We start from the raw sequence: 16968 nt of genomic DNA, 5'->3' as shown, positions 1-16968 counted from the left end.
GCCGGCCTCCGGTCTCCGCCGCCCTCCCCGCCGCTGAAGTGAGCATCCGTATGGATTTCGAACCGATCGCCGTCGTCGGCCGGGGCTGCGTGCTGCCCGGTGCCCTGGACCCCGGCACGTTCTGGGCGAACGTCGCCGCCGGCCGTACCAGCCTGTCGGCAGCCCCGGCCGGACGCTGGCGGGTGCCGCGCCACCGGGTCATGGGCTCGGTGGGCGACCACGCCGACCGCACCTGGACGGAGACCGGCGGGTACGTCGAGGGGTTCGACTCCGTCTTCGACCCCGGCGGTTTCGCGATCGGGCCGGAACGGATCGCCGCGCTGGACCCGTTGTTCCACTGGGTCCTGTACGGCGCCCGGCAGGCGCTCGCCGAGGCCGGCCGGCAGGGGCCGTCGCCGCGCGGTGGTCTGGTGCTGGGCAATCTGTCGTACCCGACGCAGGCCGGGGCGGCCTTCGCCGAACACGTATGGCTGTCGGAGCAGCACCCGTCGCTCCGTGACGCTCTGCTGCGGGGCGGGCGCCGTGCGCGTCCCGATGCCCGCAACCGCTTCTCCTCCGGGCTGCCGGCGGCACTCGCGGCCCGGGCGCTCGGCCTCGGGGCCGGGGCGTGGTCCCTCGACGCGGCCTGCGCCTCCTCGTTGTACGCGGTGAAGCTGGCGTGCGACCGGCTGCATGACGGCACCGCCGACCTCATGGTGGCCGGTGCGGTCAGCCGGCCCGACCCGCTCTATCTCCACGTGGGGTTCTGCGCCCTGTCCGCGGCCAGCCGGACGGGGCGCAGCCGGCCCTTCGAGCGGGACGCGGACGGCCTGGTGCACGGCGAGGGTGCCGGGTTCGTCGCGCTGATGCGGCTGCCGGACGCCGTGCGGGCGGGGCTCGGGGTGCTCGGTGTGATCCGGGGCGCGGGGCTGTCCAACGACGGGCGCGGCGCCGGGCTGATCAGCCCGTCGGAGGCGGGGCAGGTGCGGGCCATGCGTCTGGCGTACGCGGGGGCGGGCGTCGCGCCCGAGTCGGTGGGGCTGGTCGAGTGCCATGCGACGGGAACACCGGTCGGTGACGCGGTCGAGGCACGGGCCATGGCCCGTGTCTTCGCGGACGGGACGGACGTGCCCATCGGTTCGGTGAAGTCGAACATCGGGCACCTGCTGGCCTCGGCGGGCATGTCCGGGCTGCTGAAGGTGCTCGGCGCGCTGCGGGCGGGGGTGCGCCCGGCGACACCGGGTGTACGGCGGCCGCTGGAATTGCTGTCGGACACACCGCTGCGGGTGCTGACGGAGCCGGAGCGGTGGACGGGGCCGCGCCGGGCGGCGGTGAGTGCGTTCGGCTTCGGCGGGACCAACGCCCACGTCGTCGTGGACCATCCCGACGAGGTGCGCCGGCCCGCCGTCCCCCGGCCGGCCGGGAAGTCGCCGGCCGCCCCGGGGCGCCGGGCACCGGTGGCCGTCGTCGCGGTCGGTGCCCGGGTGGGTGACGGCACGTCCGCGGAGGATCTGCGCCGGGCCGTCCTGGGTGGCGAACGGCGGGGCCCCGCGACGGAGTTCGCCGTGGCACTCGACGACCTGTGCTTCCCGCCCCTGGCCCTGGAGCGGACCGTACGCCATCAGCTTCTGGTGCTGGAGGCCGCCCGGGAGGCGGTGCGGACGGTGGCGCTTCCCCGGGAGCGGACCATGGTGGTCGTCGGCATGGGGGTGGATCCGGAGGTGGCGCGCGCCGGGGCCCGGTGGCGGGTGCCGCACTGGCTGGATGAGGCGGGGCAGGCAGGTGCCGTACCGGCGGACCGGGCGCGGGACGCGTTCGCCCCGGCGATGACGGCGGAGGGGGTGGTGGGGAGCATGCCGAACCTCGCGGCCAACCGCATCAGCACCCAACTGGACCTGGGCGGGCCCGGGTTCACCGTCTCGGCGGAGGAGGCCTCCGGGCCGGTCGGGCTGGGGCTCGCGGCGCGGGCACTGCGTGCGGGCGAGGTGGACGCCGCGCTGGTGGGCGCCGCCGACGTGTCCTGCGAGGCGGTGCACCGGGCCGCCCTGCGGGAGCTGGGGTACGGGAGCGAGCCGGGGGACGCTGCCGTCGTCCTCGTACTCAAGCTGCTGGACACCGCGCGCAGGGACGGCGACGAGGTCGTCGCCCTGCTCGACGACGGGTGCGACGACGAACCCGACCTGGTGATCGGTGACGGCCCGGACGCGGCCTTCGACCCCTCGGCGGCCTTCGGACGGGCGCACGCGGCGTCCGGGCTGGTCTCCGTCGCCGTCGCCGCGCTCGCCCTGCAGCACCGTGCCGTGCCCCGGCCGGACGGCCCGGCCGACACCGGGGCGGTCCCCCGTACCGCGCGGGCCGTGGTGACGCCGGTGGAGGGGCCCGCCGTGCGCGTACGCCTTCGCGCGGGGGACGCGCGGCCGTGGCTGCGGGGGCCGGCTCCGCGCCTGCGGGTGTATTCCGGTGCGGACCGCCGGGAGGTGCTGGCCGCGATGGACGCGGATGTGCGCTCCGGTGCGGGCCCGGCACGGCTGGCCTTCGTGACCGACGGCGACAGCGTGTCCCCGGAGCTCATGGAGGCGGCCCGCCGCTGGCTGACCGAGGGCGGGGCGCGGCCGGCGGGCGTGCGGTTCCGGGACCGGCCGGTGGGCGGGCAGACCGCGTTCGTGTACACCAACGGCTCGGCCGCGTACGAGGGCATGGGCCACGAGCTGATGCTCTCGCTGCCCTCGCTCGGTGCGGCGGTACGGGACACGCACCACGCGCTCGGTACGCGGCTGCGGTCCGGGCCGCGCCGCGGGGTGCTGCGGCAGCTCTGGTGCGCGGCCGAACTCGCGGTCTGCCACACGGTGTTCAGCCGGGACGTGCTCGGGCTCCGGCCGGATGCCGCGCTCGGGTACTCGTCCGGTGAGTCGACCGCGCTGGTCGCGCTGGGCGCCTGGCCCGACGCCGCGGGACTGTACGAGGCGACCCGGGCCAGCGGTCTGTTCACGACCGAACTCACCGGGGAGCTGCGCGCGGTGCGGCGCCACTGGCGGCGCCACGGCATCAAGGGCTCCCGGTGGTCGAGCTATCTGGTCGGTGCGGGCGCGGATGCCGTCCGGGCGGCGCTCGCCGGGGAGCCCGCCGTCCATCTGATGGCGGTGAACGCGCCCGGTGTGTGTGTCGTGGGCGGCGAGTCCGAGGCGTGTGCTGCCGTCGTGGGCCGGCTGGGTGCCGAGTTCGCCGTCGAGCTGGACTACGACTTGGCGGCTCACGCCCCGGAGCTGGCGGAGGTCCGCGAGGTGTGGCGCGCGGCCCACCTGCGGCCCACCGTGGAGGTGCCGGGCGTCCGGTTCTACAGCGGAGCCGACGGCCGGGCGTATCCGCTGACGGCCGAGGCGGCGGCCGACGCGGTCACCGCCCAGGGCATGGGCACGATCGACTTCGCGGCGACGGTGGAGCAGGCCTGGGCGGACGGCGTCCGCGTCTTCGTCGAACACGGGCCGCAGAAGCTGTGCACCGGGTGGATCAAGCGGGTGCTGGGCGACCGGGAACACGTCGCCGTGGCGCTGGACGCCCCCCGGGACACCGGGCTGCGGCAGCTGTGCCTCGCGGTGGCGGAACTCGTCGTCGCCGGGGTGCCGGTCCACGCCGACGACCTGCTCGGCCGGCTCGCGAAGGCCGCCACGGAGCCGCCCGCCACGCGGCCCTCGGTCACCCTGGCGCCGGTCCCGTCTCCGCGTCTGCCCCGCCCGGTCCGCGCCGTGCCGGACCTCCCCCGGGCCCCGCGTCTGGCGCCCGTCCCGGAGCACGTTCCGGGGCGGCACGGGGCCGCCCCCGTACCATCCGCGCGGGAGCCGGGCGGGGCCGGCCCCGGGGTCGTCGGGAGCCAGGTGGCCGAGGGCTCCCGGACCGCCGTGGCCCGGATGGGGCTGCGGGCCGCCGAGACGCACCGGGAGGTGATGGCCCGCCACACCGAGAGCCATCAGCGCTTCCTGCGCATGTCGGGTCTGGCCGTCGCGGCGTTGGCGCGCGCCGATGCGCCGCCCCGTGCCTCGCGCCCCGTGCGGCCGCCGGAACTCGCCGCGCGGCGCCCGGCCGTAGCGCTCGCGCCGCCGGCGGGGGCGCCGGAGCCGAAACCGGGGCCGAAGTTCGACCGTGCCCAGCTGGAGTACCTCGCGACGCAGAAGATCTCCGCCCTCTTCGGGGAACGGTTCGCCGAGCAGGACGGATACGCGGTGCAGACCCGCATGCCCGCGCCGCCGATGCTGTTCGCGGACCGGGTCACCGGCATCGACGCGGTGCCCGCGGCGCTCGCCCTGCCGGGGCCGGTGCGCACCGACGGCAGGATCTGGACGGAGACCGACGTCCGGCCGGACAGCTGGTACCTGGACTCCACCGGCCACATGCCGTCCGGTGTCCTGATCGAGGCGGGCCAGGCGGACCTGCTCCTGCTCAGCTGGCTGGGCGCGGACCTCCTCAACCGGGGTGAGCGCGCCTACCGGCTGCTCGGCTGCGACGTCACCTTCCACGGGGCGCCGCCGCGAGCCGGGGACACGTTGCGTTACGAGATCCACATCGACGGCCATGCGGAGGCCGATGGGGTGCGCCTGGCCTTCTTCCACTACGACTGCCATGTCGACGGCGAACTGCGGCTCAGTGTCCGCGAGGGCCGGGCCGGCTTCTTCACCCCCGCGGAACTCGCCGGCGGCGGCGGTGTCCGGTGGGACCCGGCCGGCCACCCGCCCGGTGACGGCGAAGCTCTGCCGCTCGACCCGCCGGCTGTCCCCTGCACCCGGCACCGGTTCGGCACGGATGAGCTGCGGGCACTGGCGGAAGGGCGGCCGGTGGACTGTTTCGGGCCCGGCTGGGAAGCGACGGCGGCCCACATCCGCACGCCGAGGCTCGACGGGGAGAGGCTGCGGCTGCTCGACGAGGTGAGCGTCTTCGACCCGGCGGGCGGACCGTGGGGCCGCGGCTATCTGCGCGCGGAAACCGCGCTGTCGCCGGACGACTGGTTCTTCTCCGGGCACTTCCACAACGACCCGTGCATGCCGGGAACGCTGATGCTCCAGGGCGGGCTCCAGGCCATGGCCTTCTATCTGACGGCCATGGGCTGCACCGTCGCACGGGACGGCTGGCGCTTCGAACCCGTGACCGGGCGGCCCTACACGGCCATGTGCCGGGGCCAGGCGACCCCGGCGGACCGGCGGGTCGTCTACGAGGTGTTCGTACGGGGCGTGTCGACCGGCCCCGTGCCGACGCTCCACGCCGATGTGCTGGGCTCCGTGGACGGGATGAAGGCGTTCCTGGGGCGCGGGATGGCCCTGCGGCTGGTGCCCGACTGGCCGCTGACGCAGTGGCGGCACGCGGGGCCGCCCGCCGTCCAGACGGACGCGACCCCGTTGCCGCCGCAGCTGCTGGGCGGGCTGGCCGGCCACCGCGAGGAGAGGCCCGTGGCGACCGCGGCCGACGGCTTCCGGTTCGGCTACCCCTCGCTGCTCGCGTGCGCCTGGGGCCGGCCGAGCGAGGCCTTCGGTGCGATGTACGAGCCTTTCGACGGCACCCGGGGCGTGGCACGGCTGCCCGGCCCCCCGTACCACTTCATGAGCCGGATCGCGTCGGTGGACGGTCCTCAGGGCGGGATGCGGGACGGGAGTGCGGTCGTCGCGGAGTACGACGTGCCGGACGAGGCCTGGTACTTCGAGCAGAGCGGTGGCCGGACCATGCCGTTCGCGGTGCTGATGGAGACGGTGCTGCAGCCGTGCGGCTGGCTCGCCTCGTACGTGGGCAGCGCGCTGGCCTCGGACGTGGACCTGCTGTTCCGCAACCTCGACGGAACGGGCACGGTCAGCGGCGAGGTGACTCCGGCGACGCGCACCGTACGGACCCGGGCCGAACTGACGCGGATCTCCCGCAGCGGGGACCTGGTCATCGAATCGTTCCGGGTGTCGTGCGCTGCGGACGGTGTGCCGGTGTTCGCGCTCGACACCGTCTTCGGCTTCTTCCCCCGGTCCGCCTTCGCCGACCAGCAGGGCGTGCCGGTGCCGGCGGACGAGCGCGCCCGTCTCTCCGAGCCCTGCGACCGCACCGTCGACCTGGTCACCCGGCCCGGCCGCTTCTGCGGCGGGCTGCTGCGGCTGCCGGGGCCCATGCTGCTGATGCTGGACCGCGTCACCGGTTACTGGCCCCAGGGCGGCCGGGCGGGGCTGGGGCGGCTGCGTTCGGAGAAGGACGTCCGCCCGGACGCCTGGTTCTTCCGGGCCCACTTCTTCCAGGACCCGGTGCAGCCCGGCTCCCTCGGCGTCGAGGCGATGTGCCAGCTCCTCCAGTACTACCTGCTGGAACGCGACGCGGCCGAGGGCGTTGCCGACCCCAGGTTCGAGCCGGTGCTGCCCGGCCGGGAGACGGCGTGGACGTACCGCGGCCAGATCACCCCGGCCAACCGGCTGATCCGGGTGGACATGGACATCGTGGAGGCCGGCCGGGACGCGCGGGGCCCCTACGCGGTGGCGGACGCGACGCTCTGGGGCGACGACATCTGCATCTACCGCGTACGGGGCCTGGGGATGCGCGTGGTCGCGGGCGGCAGCGGCTCCGGCGCGGTCCGCACGGACGGGCCGGCACCACATTGACCTGAAGTGCGCTTGAGTTTCTAGCGTGTTCCCGAGTCCACCACCCGAGACGAGAGAACACGCCATGATCCTGGTGACCGGAGCCACCGGAAACATCGGAAGCGCCCTGCTGAGGGAGTTGCACGCCCATGGGGCGGGCCCCGTGCGGGCGTTGACCCGTGACGTCTCGCGGGCGGCGTTCCCCGCCGGGGCCGAGGCGGTCGAGGGCGACCTCGCGGTGCCGGAGTCCCTGGCGCCCGCGCTGACCGGGGCGCGGTCGCTGTTCCTGCCGTCGCGCGTGGGGCCGGACGCGGAGATCATCGCGGCGGCGCGGCGGGCTGGGGTGGAGCACGTGGTGCTGGTGTCGTCCATCACCGTCGCGACCCATCCGCATCTCGGCCCCGCCGTCGAGAACCAGGCGGTCGAACGACTGCTCGAGGACAGCGGCATGGACTGGACGGTGCTGCGCCCCACCCAGTTCGCGTCGAACGCATTGATGTGGGCGGCGTCCATCCGCTCCGGCGACGCGGTCCGCGCGCCGTTCGCGGACACCGGGCTGCCCACGGTCCATCCCGGGGACATCGCGTCGGTGGCACGGGCGGCCCTGACCGAGCCCGGCCACCGGGGCGGCACCTACGCCCTGACCGGCCCGGAGCCGGTGTCGGCCCGGCAGCAGGTGGCGGCGATCGGGGCAGCCATCGGGCGCGCGGTGCCGTTCGCCGAGATCGGCCGCCAGGAAGCCCGGGCACGGATGGCCGAGGTCTTCGGGGCCGGGGCGGCGGACGCGGTGCTCGACGTCACCGGCGGCGACGTCAACGACGAACTCCTCGCCGTGCGCGACACCGTCCGGCACATCACCGGCACACCGGCGAGGCCCTTTCGGCAGTGGGCCGCGGAGCACGCCGACGCCTTCCGCTGAGGCGAAGCGCGGACTCGTTCCACGGGAAACCCCTTGCGCAATGGTCAAGAAGTGTTGACCATTGCGGACATGCCAACCGACGACATTCCCGGGACGTTACGCGTCACCACCGACGAGCAACTGCGCGCGGTCTCCAGTCCGACGCGCCACCGGATCATGGCCGTGCTGCGCTTCGAGCCGGCGACGATCACCCAGATCGCCGAGCGGGTCGGCCTCGCGAAGGGGAGTTCCAGCTACCACGTGCGGCTCCTGGAGCGGGCCGGCCTGGTGAGGGTGGTACGGACGCGCAAGGTGCGGGGCGTCATGGAGCGGTACTACGCGATGGCCGCGCGGTCGATCGAGCTGCCGGCGCCGGGCGACGGAGGGCCGGATGTGCTGATGCGTCACGCGGTGGCGGATCTGGAGGCGTCACCGGCGGACGGCGAGCGGCATGTGCGGATGGCGCATCTGCGGCTCACCGACGAGCAGTTCGCGGAGCTGGGGGCACGGCTGCAGGCCCTGGCGGACGAGTACCGTGAGCTGTCCGATCCCTCGCTGCCGGACACCTCGCTCGTGTTCGCGCTGTTCCACCCCGCGCAGATCCGGAAGACCGAGGGGGACGCCGAGTGAAGGCGAACGCGGCGAGGCTGCCCACCGGATTCGGCCGGCTGTGGACCGCCCAGACGGTCTCCTCGCTCGGTGACGGGGTCACCCACGCCGCGCTGCCGCTGATCGCGTTCACCCTGACGCGGGACCCGCAGGCCCTCGCCGTCGTCACGGCCGCGGGGACGCTCCCGTGGCTGCTCTTCGGGGTGCTCGGCGGTGCGCTGGTGGACCGCTGGGACCGCCGGCGCACGATGTGGGTGGCCGACGCGGTGCGCGCGGTGCTGCTCGCGATACCCGCGGTGGCGGCCGGGCTCGACGCGCTGAGCATTCCGCTGCTGGCGGCCGTCGCGTTCCTGCTCGGGCTCGGCGGGCTCTTCTTCGACACCGCCGCCACGGCCTGTCTGCCGGACCTGCTCAGCCGCGACCCCGTCCGACTGGAGCGTGCCAACTCCCGCTTGCGCGGTGCCCAGACCGCGATGTCCGGCTTCGCGGGGCCGCCCGCGGGCAGCGCGCTGCTCGCATTCGGACGGGCGGTTCCGCTGGTCGCCGACGCCGTGTCCTTCGCGGTCTCCGCGCTCCTCGTACGTACGCTGCCCGCCGTGCCCCGGCCGGTGCCGGAGGCCCGCGAGTCGCTGCTCGAGCAGGCCCGGGCGGGCGCGTCCCATGTCCTGCGCGACCGGTTGCTGCTCGGGCTGGCGCTGCGCCCTGCGGTCGGGAACATCGCCTTCCTGGCCGTGGAGACGGTGCTCGTCGTCTTCGCCCATGAACGCCTCGGCATCGGCACGTACGGCTTCGGTCTGCTGCTCACGGCGGAGGCGGCCGGCGGCCTGCTCGGCGCGGCCATCGCCTCGCGGCTGGGCCGGCGCCTCGGCACCGGCACCGCCCTGACCTGCACGGCCGCCGTCGAGGGCCTGGCGATCCTGGGCCTGGCGTCCGCCTCGGACCCGTACGTGGCCGGGTCGGCGCTCGCCGTCTGCGGGGCCGCCATGGGCGCCACGATGGTGCTCGGGCCCTCCCTCCGGCAGGCGATCGTGCCGGGCCACCTCATGGGCCGGGTCGCGTCCACCTCACGGATGCTCGCGATGTGCGCCGCGCCCGTCGGGGCGTTCGCCGGCGGCTGGCTGGCGACCGCGTACGGCATCCGCACCCCGCTCTACGCCGCCGCCGCGCTGCTCCTGACGATGACGGCCGTCACCGCCTCCATGACGAACAACCATCGCGTGGAGGCGGCGCTGCGTGCGGCGGCCCCGGCCGGGAAGACCCCCCGGGACGGCGCTCCCGCCGCGGTGTGAACCGCCGGCCCGCCCGCCCCGGGGCCATGGGGCGGGCGGGCCGCTCTCACCTGCCCTGTTCGGCGAGCGTGTGGGCGACCAGGGCGTTGGCGTGGCCGTGGCCCAGGCCGTGTTCGGCCTTGAGCCAGGCGACGAGCTCCATGTGCCTGGTCAGGTCGGACGCGCGGATCATGTCCTTCCACTCGTCGATGGGGCGGCCGTACTTCTTCTCGATGGAGGGGAAGTAGCTGGCGGGTCCCTTGGCCTGTGCGGTCATGCGGTGCCTCCTTCTGGTGCGGGCGAATGGTGGTGGTGCCGGTTACCGCGCCTGTTCGCCGCGGAAGAAGTCGGCGAGGGCCGGTGCCAGGACCCGCGCCGCGATGTCGTGCTCCTGCCCCGGGAAGACCCGCAGGGTGAAGTTGTCGCCGGTGGCCGCGAGTTCACGGGCACCGGTCAGCATGTGCGGTGCGCCCGCGTCCCCGCTGCCGACGAGGACGGGCACGGTCACCGACGCCCAGCGTGCGACCGGGAGCGGGCGGCCGGACATGGTGTCGCCCATGATCCGGCCGTCGTACGGGAGGGTGTGGGCGACGGTCTCCATGTCCGCCCAGAACGGGGCCTGCCGCATGCCCGCGACCGCCTCGCCGGGGAGACCCACGGCCGCGGTCATGAAGTACGCGGCGGCGTCCCCGTACGCCTCGCGGCCGATCAGCTCCGTCAGGTGCGCCACGTAGCCGGCCGGCAGCGGCGGGCGGCTGTCGTCCGTGACGAACGGCGGTTCGTAGAGCGCGAGCCGCGCCACGGCGCTCCCCCGGGCCGTCGCCTCCAGGGCCAGCACGGCGCCCGAGGACATCCCGAAGAGCATCGCGGAGCCGCCGCCCGGACCCTCGATGAGCGCGTCGATGTCCTCGATCTCGCGCCGCACCTCGTACTCGGGGGCGTCCCCGCTGTCCCCCCGGCCCCGGCGGTCGTACGTGATCACCGTGAAGTGCCCGGCCAGCAGCGCGGCGAGTTCGGCGAAGGCGCCCCGGGTCATGAAGGCGCCGCCGACGAGCACCACGGCCGGGCCCGTGCCCTGCTTCTCGAATGCGATCGCCGTGCCGTCGGCGGAGACGACCTTGTCCACGGCGTTGTCCACGGTCCTGGTCCTGCTCATGCGAAATACCCCCATTGATGCACTTCTGCCAAGGCTTCCGGCCCGCAGCGAGCAGCCGCGGACTGGAACTGGACGGTACAGTACTCACACGAGTACTGAACAGTCCAGTACTCTTCGGGGGCAGGCAGGCCGACGTGGAGAGGGAGCCGATGATGGACAGCCGGTCAGCGCGCAAGCACCAGGCGATCCTGGAGGCCGCGACCGATGTGTTCCTGAACAAGGGATACGCGGGCACGAGCATGGACGACATCGCGAAGCTGGCCGCGGTCTCCAAGCAGACCGTCTACAAGCACTTCGCGGACAAGGAGAAGCTGTTCGCCGAGATCGTGCTGGCCACCACGGACCGCATCGACGCCTTGGTGCACCTGGTGGCGGACATCCCCGCCGACGCCGAAACCCTCGGTGAGAACCTGAACCGGCTCGCCCGGAAGTTCCTCACGGGTCTCACCCAGCCCCGGGTGATCCAGCTACGGCGGCTGATCATCGCCAACGCCGACGCCTTTCCTGAACTCGGCGCGGCCTGGTACGAGCAGGGCTTCGAGCGGGTCCTCGCCACGCTCGCGGACACCTTCCGCCGCCTCACCGGCCAGGGGGTCCTCAACACCCCCGACCCGCTGCTGGCCGCCCACCACTTCTCCGGGCTGCTGCTGTGGATCCCGGTGAACCAGGCCATGTTCCACGGCAGCGCCCAGCACACCGACGCCGACCTGGACCGCTACGCGGAGGGCGGCGTCCGCGCCTTCCTTGCCGCCTATGCGTGAACGCCCGCCCGGCGCGGCAGCCACCACCGGGTGGACGCGAGGGCGGCCAGAACGGCGCCGGTCGCGTTCACCAGGACGTCGTCCACCGAGGAGACCCGGTCGAGCCGGAGCACGTACTGCAGGGTTTCCAGCAGGACCGACAGGCCCGCGCCGAGCGCCAGGACGCGTGGCAGCGTCGCCAGCGCGGAGTACCTCATCGGGGCGAAGAAGCCGAGCGCGGCGAACACCAGCAGATTGCCGAGCAGCCCGAGCGGTCCCATCGTGACCAGGTCCACCAGCGGGACCAGGCTGACACGGCCGGGGACCTCACCGGCGTGCGCGCCCGGCATCAGGATGAGCCACACCCACGGCACCGTCCCGTGCACCATGCCCACCTCGGCCAGCGAGGCGCGCCGCGCCCAGACCGGCTCGACGCCCGCCGCCCTGCGCCGGCGCGTCAGGAGCCATACGGTCAGCGCGGACAGCGGCAGCGCGGCCACCATGGTCAGCATCACGCCGTTGAACGTCCAGAACCAGGCGTGCCGGCCACCGCGCACGACCATGGGCACGGACACCACGAACATGCGCAGCACGAACGGGGTGACGGCCGCCGCGACGATGCCGAGGGCGGTGAGCACGACCAGGCGGGCGGCTTTCCGGACGCGACGGGGCGAGGTGGGCAGTGCGGTGTTCCGGTCCATGCCCCTACTCAACACGCGGGGCGGTTGCGGGGGCGTATGCGCATTTCGATACGCGGACGATAGGCGCGGTCAGGAGCGCGGCGCCGGGGCGGCGGGCAGTTCGACCGTGACGCGCAGTCCGCCTGCGGGACGCGGGGCGAGGGTGAGCGTGCCGTGGTGGGCGTGGGTGATGGAGCGGACGATGGCCAGGCCGAGCCCCGTGCCGGGGTGGTCGGTGTGGACGCGTTCGGTGCCGCGCTGGAACGGTTCGGTGAGGCGGGGAACGAGGTCCGGTGGGACCGGGTCGCCGGTGTTCTCGACGGTGAGCACCACGGTGTGCGGGCGGACCTCGGTGGTGACCCGTACGCTGCCGTGCTCGCTCCGATTGTGCACGATCCCGTTGTGCACCAGGTTGGTGGTCAGCTGGAGGAGGAGCGCCGGCGAGCCGGTCGTGGGGGCGATGTCGCCGTCGGTCTCCAGGGTGACACCGTGTTTCTCGGCGAGCGGCAGAAGCGTCTCGGTCGCCTCCTCCGCCACGAGGGAGAGGTCGGCCTCCTCGCGGGTGAAGGTCTGCCGGTCGGCCCGGCTGAGCAGCAGCAGCGCCTCGGTGAGGTCGATGGCCCGGGTGTTCACGGCGTGGAGGCGGTCGATGAGCGGGTCGGCGGCGCGGTCCGGATCGGCGCGGGCCACGTCGAGCAGTGCCTTCGTCACGGCGAGCGGGGTGCGCAGTTCGTGGGAGGCGTTGGCGGCGAATCTCCGCTGTTCGCCGACGTGGGCTTCGAGCTGGGCGAGCATGGTGTCGAAGGCGTCGGCGAGTTCGCGGAACTCGTCCTGGCGTCCGGGGAGCCGGACGCGGTGGGACAGCGAGCCCGCGGCGGCCGTGCGGGTGGCGTGCGTGATGCTGTTGAGCGGGGCGAGCATGCGGCCTGCGAGGAACCATCCTCCGCCGAGGCCGAACACCAGCATGAACGTCAGGGTCGTGGCGGCCAGCGGGGCGAAGTCGCGTGCGACGGCGAGCTGGTAGTCGGGCACGAAGACCAGCCCGATGTGCGGAACGCGCGTCAGGAACAGCCACCCGGTGGCGAGCATCAGGACGCCGGCCAGCAGGACGAACCCGGTGTAGCTGAGGGTGAGCTTGAGGCGGATGCTCGGGCCGGGCCGTCTAGCCACGGTCCGCCGCCCCGGTGCCCGGTGCGGGGGCGGTGTCGATGCGGTAGCCGACGCCCGGCACGGTGGCGATGATCCACGGTTCGCCGAGGCGCTTGCGCAGGGCGGAGACGGTGATGCGTACGGCGTTGGTGAACGGGTCCGCGTTCTCGTCCCAGGCCCGTCGCAGGAGTTCCTCGGCGCTGACGACGCCGCCTTCGGCGGCGACGAGCACTTCGAGCACCGCGAACTGTTTGCGGGTCAGCGCGACGTACCGGCCGTCGCGGTAGGTCTCACGGCGGAAGGGGTCCAGGCGCAGGCCCGCCACCTCCCGCACGGGTGGCCGGCTGTGCGCGCGTCTGCGGTCGAGCGCCCGGAGCCTGAGCACCAGCTCCCGCATGGCGAAGGGCTTGGTGAGGTAGTCGTCGGCACCCAGCCCGAAGCCGGACGCCTTGTCGTCCAGACGGTCGGCGGCGGTGAGCATCAGGATCGGCATGCCGCTCCCGGAGGCGACGATGTGCTGGGCGATCTCGTCGCCGGTGGGCCCGGGGACGTCCCGGTCGAGGACGGCGATGTCGTAGGTGTTCACGCTCAGCAGTTCGAGCGCCGTGTCGCCGTCGCCCGCGATGTCGGCCGCGATGGCCTCCAGGCGCAGACCGTCACGGATGGCTTCCGCCATATACGGTTCATCCTCGACGATCAGCACACGCATACGGGCATGCTACGAGCCGCCGCATATCGCCGGCGTATCCAAAACGGCGCCCGTCCGCCGGACGGGCCCTACACGTGGCTGGTGGCGAACAGGTCGAGATGTCCGCACTTGGGGCAGCGGAACGCCTCGATCCGGCGGCGCGGCCGGCCCATGCGCTTGGCGCCGCCGAAGACTCCGCGTTCCAGCGCGCCCTCGATCCAGCGAGCGTACCCGCGCGAGTGCTCGCCCGCGTCCTCGATGAAGCCGTCCTCCAGGCCGACGGTTCCGCAGTGGGTGCACGTGAGATCGTTCATGTGGCAAGTCTAGGAACGCGGCCGGGGCAAAGGGCCCTGCGGCTTCGGACGGTTGCCCGACCGGTACGTACGGGACGCCCCGGGCGGGGCACACTGCCGTTGACCGACGCCACCGTGCACACCTCTGATCTGAACCCGGAGTCGCAGCATGCCCCCTGCCGGCCGCCTGTCGGACGTCCTCGTCTTCACCCGCACCACGGACTACCGCCACGAGTCGATCCCCGCCGGGCGGGCGGCCCTGCGCGAGCTGGGCGAGGAGTACGGGTTCGGGGTGGAGTGCTCCGAGGACCCCTCCGTCTTCACGGACGCGTCCCTGGCGGGGCGCGGTGCCGTGGTCTTCCTGTCCACCAGCGGGGACGTGCTCACCGAGGAGGGGCGGGGCGCCCTGCGGCGCCGGCTCGCCGGTGGCTGCGGCTTCATGGGCGTCCACTCCGCCGCGTGCACCGAGTACGACTGGCCGTACTACGGGGAGCTGGTCGGGGCGCGCTTCGCCGGGCACCCCGCCTTCCAGCCCGGCACCGTGCTGACCGAGGACCCGGACCACCCGGCGATGCGCCATCTGCCGCCGCGCTGGGACTGGAGCGACGAGTGGTACGACTTCCGGAGCAACCCGCGCCGTCTTCCCGGGGTGCGGGTCCTGGCGAGCATCGACGAGACGGGTTACGAGGGCGGGGGCATGGGGGCCGATCATCCCTTGATCTGGTGCCGGGAGTCCGGCGCGGGCCGCTCCTTCTACACCTCCCTCGGCCACGCGGAGGACGCCTACGCCGACCCGTCGTTCCGCGCCCACCTGCTGGGCGGGCTGCGCTGGGCGGCGGGCGGGAATCCCTAGTCCCACCAGAACGACCAGGCCGGGATTCGCCTTCCGGTCCGCCAGGCGCGGCCACAGCTGGGCGATGTCCTGGGGGAAGGCGTCCGAGATCCACAGTTCCGCGGTGCCGGGGTGCTGGAAGCGGCCGCGGGGCAGCCCGCCGGGGAGGGTGAATGGCGCGGGCGGACATGTACGGCGCGCCTCTGACAGCGCGGGTGTGGCGGCGAAAAAGGAGAGGACGGGGTCTTGTCGCGTTGGCAGGATGTCCGCGTTCGGCTCTCTACCCGATTGGACCCGCCCCATGCCCCGCGCCGTCACCCTGATCCGCTCGGCCGCCCTGTCCGATGTCGCCGAGTACGCGTATGCGGCGACCGCGCCCGCCGAGTCGCGGCTGGTCTTCCTCGCCGGTGCGTGCCCGTTGCACGAGGACGGTTCGACGGCGGCGGTCGGGGACTACGCGGGCCAGGCGCGCAAGGCCGTGGAGAACATGGAGGTCGCCCTCCGTGCCGCCGGCGCGTCGCTCCGGGATGTCATCAGCACCCGGGTGCTCGTGGCGTCGAGCCGTCAGGAGGACCTGGTGACGGCCTGGCAGGTGGTCCGGGACACCTTCGGCGACCATGACGTGCCCAGCACGCTGATGGGTGTCACCGTGCTGGGCTACAAGGACCAGCTGGTCGAGATCGAGGCGGTCGCCGCCGTGCTCGACGCCTGACGGCGGCGGTGGGACGGGTCATGCGGCCGGGGGCCGGACGCCCATCCACTGCTCGGCGCCCCACGCCTCGTAGCGGTGGACCTCGGTGAAGCCTAGCTTCTCGGCGAGGCGCCTGGCGGGGGCGTTGGCGGTCTGGGTGACGAGCACCACGGGTTCGCCGGGGCATGCCTCGGCGAACCGGTCGAGGACCGCCGCGCACGCCTCGGCGGCGTACCCCCGGCCCCATGCCTCCGGCAGCAGCAGGTAGCCGAGTTCGGCCCTGCCCGCGTCCGGGCGGACCGCGTCCGGAGCTTGCGGGTCGCGGCGCTTGAGTTCGACGGTGCCGATCATCTCTCCGTCGAGCTCGATCACGAAGTGCCCCGGGCGTCTCCCCGGTGTCCCGGGCACTTCCCGCGCGAGCTGGTCGCGCGGGCGGGCGCCGCCCAGGTAGGCGTTCACCTCGGGTGAGGCGAACAGCTCGATGTACGCCGGGCGGTCCCGGCTCTCGGATGCGCGCAACACCAGCCGCGCCGTGCGTATCGGCGCGGGCGGCCAGGGCAGGAAGCTCGGTTCGGCCATGGTCGGGAACCTACCCCAACGGCCGTCACGGGCCCGGGGGCCACCGCCTTCCCTGCGTGGGCGATGCTGTTCCCCCTGCCCCTCGTCCGCCTGCCGCCGATTCCGGAGCCCCGCCCGTGCTGTTCGACGTCACCCGTACCGAACTCGTCGCCCTCTTCGGCGAGGACCGGATCGCCACCCTGCCCGCCGCCTGCTTCCCGCCCCCTGCCGCACGCACCGAGGGCGCCCGCCTGCTGCGGACCGTGGGCGTGCCCACCGGGACGCTCTCGCTGCGGACCCCCGATCCGGAGTCGGGCCTCCTCCCCCTCGTACGGGAGGTGGCCGACGCCGGCGGGGACGCGGGCGAGTGGCCCGTGATCGGCTGGCTGCTGAGCGCGCACCTCGCGCTCGACCCGGGCTCCGGGACGGTGTACGCCGTCGACCCGGACGAGGAGACCGTGCGGGCGCTGCATACGGATGTCTCCTCCCTCGTCCGCGTGGCCCTGCGGCTCCAGCGGCTGCTGGAGGAGTTCGCCTTCAGCGGTGAGGACGCCGACGAGGAGGCCGGCTTCGAGCGCCTTGACCGCGAGGTGGAGGACATCCGGCGGACGACGAGCGAGGTGGACCCGCTGCCCTTCGGGGACGAGGAGTCCGTGTGGTCGGTGGTCGCCGACGAGATCGCCGCGGGACGGCGCTTCGCGGCCGGCAGCCCGGGGGCGGTGTTCCTCTACGGCTGAACGGGGTTGTGGCGGGTCTGCGACGCGTCGTCAAGTCGCCATGGCGACGGGGTCGTTAGCCGTCCGGGCGCTGCCAGGATCAGGGCGTTCTCGCTTC

The 16968-nt window shown here is 73.9% G+C and carries 15 protein-coding genes; 8 read left to right on the top strand and 7 right to left on the bottom strand.

The genetic code is table 11. From position 1 onward, the window contains the following. The first annotated feature begins 50 nt into the window (after positions 1 to 50). The 4 genes from FKN01_RS05965 to FKN01_RS05950 all read left to right on the top strand — a co-directional run bounded on the left by FKN01_RS05965 (position 51) and on the right by FKN01_RS05950 (position 9368). The gene (locus tag FKN01_RS05965) at positions 51 to 6593 is read left to right on the top strand and encodes a type I polyketide synthase (protein WP_143617139.1); all 6543 of its coding nucleotides are present in this window, start codon (positions 51 to 53) and stop codon (positions 6591 to 6593) included. A 64-nt stretch (positions 6594 to 6657) separates the two neighbouring features. Further along, the gene (locus FKN01_RS05960; RefSeq protein ID WP_143617137.1) at positions 6658 to 7491 is read left to right on the top strand and encodes an SDR family oxidoreductase; all 834 of its coding nucleotides are present in this window, start codon (positions 6658 to 6660) and stop codon (positions 7489 to 7491) included. 69 nt (positions 7492 to 7560) lie between these two features. Further along, the gene (locus FKN01_RS05955) at positions 7561 to 8100 is read left to right on the top strand and encodes a transcriptional regulator (protein ID WP_143617135.1); all 540 of its coding nucleotides are present in this window, start codon (positions 7561 to 7563) and stop codon (positions 8098 to 8100) included. A 17-nt stretch (positions 8101 to 8117) separates the two neighbouring features. After that, positions 8118 to 9368, top strand: coding sequence for an MFS transporter (locus FKN01_RS05950; protein ID WP_143617237.1), 1251 nt, complete (start codon positions 8118 to 8120; stop codon positions 9366 to 9368). Between the two features lie 46 nt (positions 9369 to 9414). Here FKN01_RS05950 and FKN01_RS05945 read toward each other — a convergent pair whose 3' ends face one another. Together FKN01_RS05945 and FKN01_RS05940 are read right to left on the bottom strand one after the other, a co-directional pair. Next, the gene (locus tag FKN01_RS05945) at positions 9415 to 9624 is read right to left on the bottom strand and encodes a DUF4287 domain-containing protein (RefSeq protein ID WP_143617132.1); all 210 of its coding nucleotides are present in this window, start codon (positions 9622 to 9624) and stop codon (positions 9415 to 9417) included. Between the two features lie 42 nt (positions 9625 to 9666). Continuing rightward, positions 9667 to 10503, bottom strand: a complete 837-nt coding sequence (locus FKN01_RS05940) for an alpha/beta fold hydrolase (RefSeq protein ID WP_260696791.1) — start codon at positions 10501 to 10503, stop codon at positions 9667 to 9669. Positions 10504 to 10655: 152 nt separating this feature from the next. Here FKN01_RS05940 and FKN01_RS05935 point away from each other — a divergent pair, with 152 nt between their 5' ends. After that, positions 10656 to 11264: a TetR/AcrR family transcriptional regulator gene (locus FKN01_RS05935; protein WP_260696790.1), complete on the top strand. Its 609-nt coding sequence runs from the start codon at positions 10656 to 10658 to the stop codon at positions 11262 to 11264. Here FKN01_RS05935 and FKN01_RS05930 read toward each other — a convergent pair. From FKN01_RS05930 to FKN01_RS05915, 4 genes are all read right to left on the bottom strand, one after another. Next, positions 11255 to 11944 carry a VanZ family protein gene (locus FKN01_RS05930; RefSeq protein ID WP_143617128.1) on the bottom strand — a complete coding sequence of 230 codons (690 nt, stop codon included), beginning with the start codon at positions 11942 to 11944 and terminating at the stop codon, positions 11255 to 11257. The genes FKN01_RS05935 and FKN01_RS05930 overlap by 10 nt on opposite strands. Positions 11945 to 12013: 69 nt before the next feature. Then, positions 12014 to 13093, bottom strand: a complete 1080-nt coding sequence (locus FKN01_RS05925; RefSeq protein ID WP_143617126.1) for a HAMP domain-containing sensor histidine kinase — start codon at positions 13091 to 13093, stop codon at positions 12014 to 12016. After that, positions 13086 to 13781, bottom strand: a complete 696-nt coding sequence (locus tag FKN01_RS05920) for a response regulator transcription factor (protein WP_143617124.1) — start codon at positions 13779 to 13781, stop codon at positions 13086 to 13088. Before FKN01_RS05920 ends, FKN01_RS05925 begins: the two co-directional genes overlap by 8 nt. Before the next feature lie 68 nt (positions 13782 to 13849). Next, positions 13850 to 14074, bottom strand: a complete 225-nt coding sequence (locus FKN01_RS05915; protein WP_143617122.1) for a hypothetical protein — start codon at positions 14072 to 14074, stop codon at positions 13850 to 13852. A 148-nt stretch (positions 14075 to 14222) separates the two neighbouring features. On the opposite strand from FKN01_RS05915, the gene FKN01_RS05910 reads away from it, so the two are divergent. Both FKN01_RS05910 and FKN01_RS05905 read left to right on the top strand, forming a co-directional pair. Beyond that, complete coding sequence (locus tag FKN01_RS05910) at positions 14223 to 14906, top strand: ThuA domain-containing protein (protein ID WP_143617120.1); 684 nt, start codon at positions 14223 to 14225, stop codon at positions 14904 to 14906. A 280-nt stretch (positions 14907 to 15186) separates the two neighbouring features. Continuing rightward, a complete protein-coding gene (locus FKN01_RS05905) occupies positions 15187 to 15597 on the top strand; it encodes a RidA family protein (protein WP_143617118.1) in 411 nt (136 codons plus the stop codon). Positions 15598 to 15615: 18 nt separating this feature from the next. Here the strand turns inward: FKN01_RS05905 and FKN01_RS05900 are convergent, their stop codons facing one another. Continuing rightward, positions 15616 to 16155: a GNAT family N-acetyltransferase gene (locus FKN01_RS05900; protein ID WP_143617116.1), complete on the bottom strand. Its 540-nt coding sequence runs from the start codon at positions 16153 to 16155 to the stop codon at positions 15616 to 15618. 116 nt (positions 16156 to 16271) lie between these two features. Here FKN01_RS05900 and FKN01_RS05895 point away from each other — a divergent pair, with 116 nt between their 5' ends. After that, positions 16272 to 16871, top strand: coding sequence for an SUKH-4 family immunity protein (locus FKN01_RS05895; protein WP_143617115.1), 600 nt, complete (start codon positions 16272 to 16274; stop codon positions 16869 to 16871). Positions 16872 to 16968 lie beyond the last annotated feature (97 nt).

The sequence above is a fragment of the Streptomyces sp. 130 genome (assembly GCF_007096885.1).
Lineage (GTDB): Bacteria > Actinomycetota > Actinomycetes > Streptomycetales > Streptomycetaceae > Streptomyces.
The sequence above is the reverse complement of the archived record's forward strand: the minus strand, read 5'-3'. Positions and strand labels throughout refer to the sequence as shown.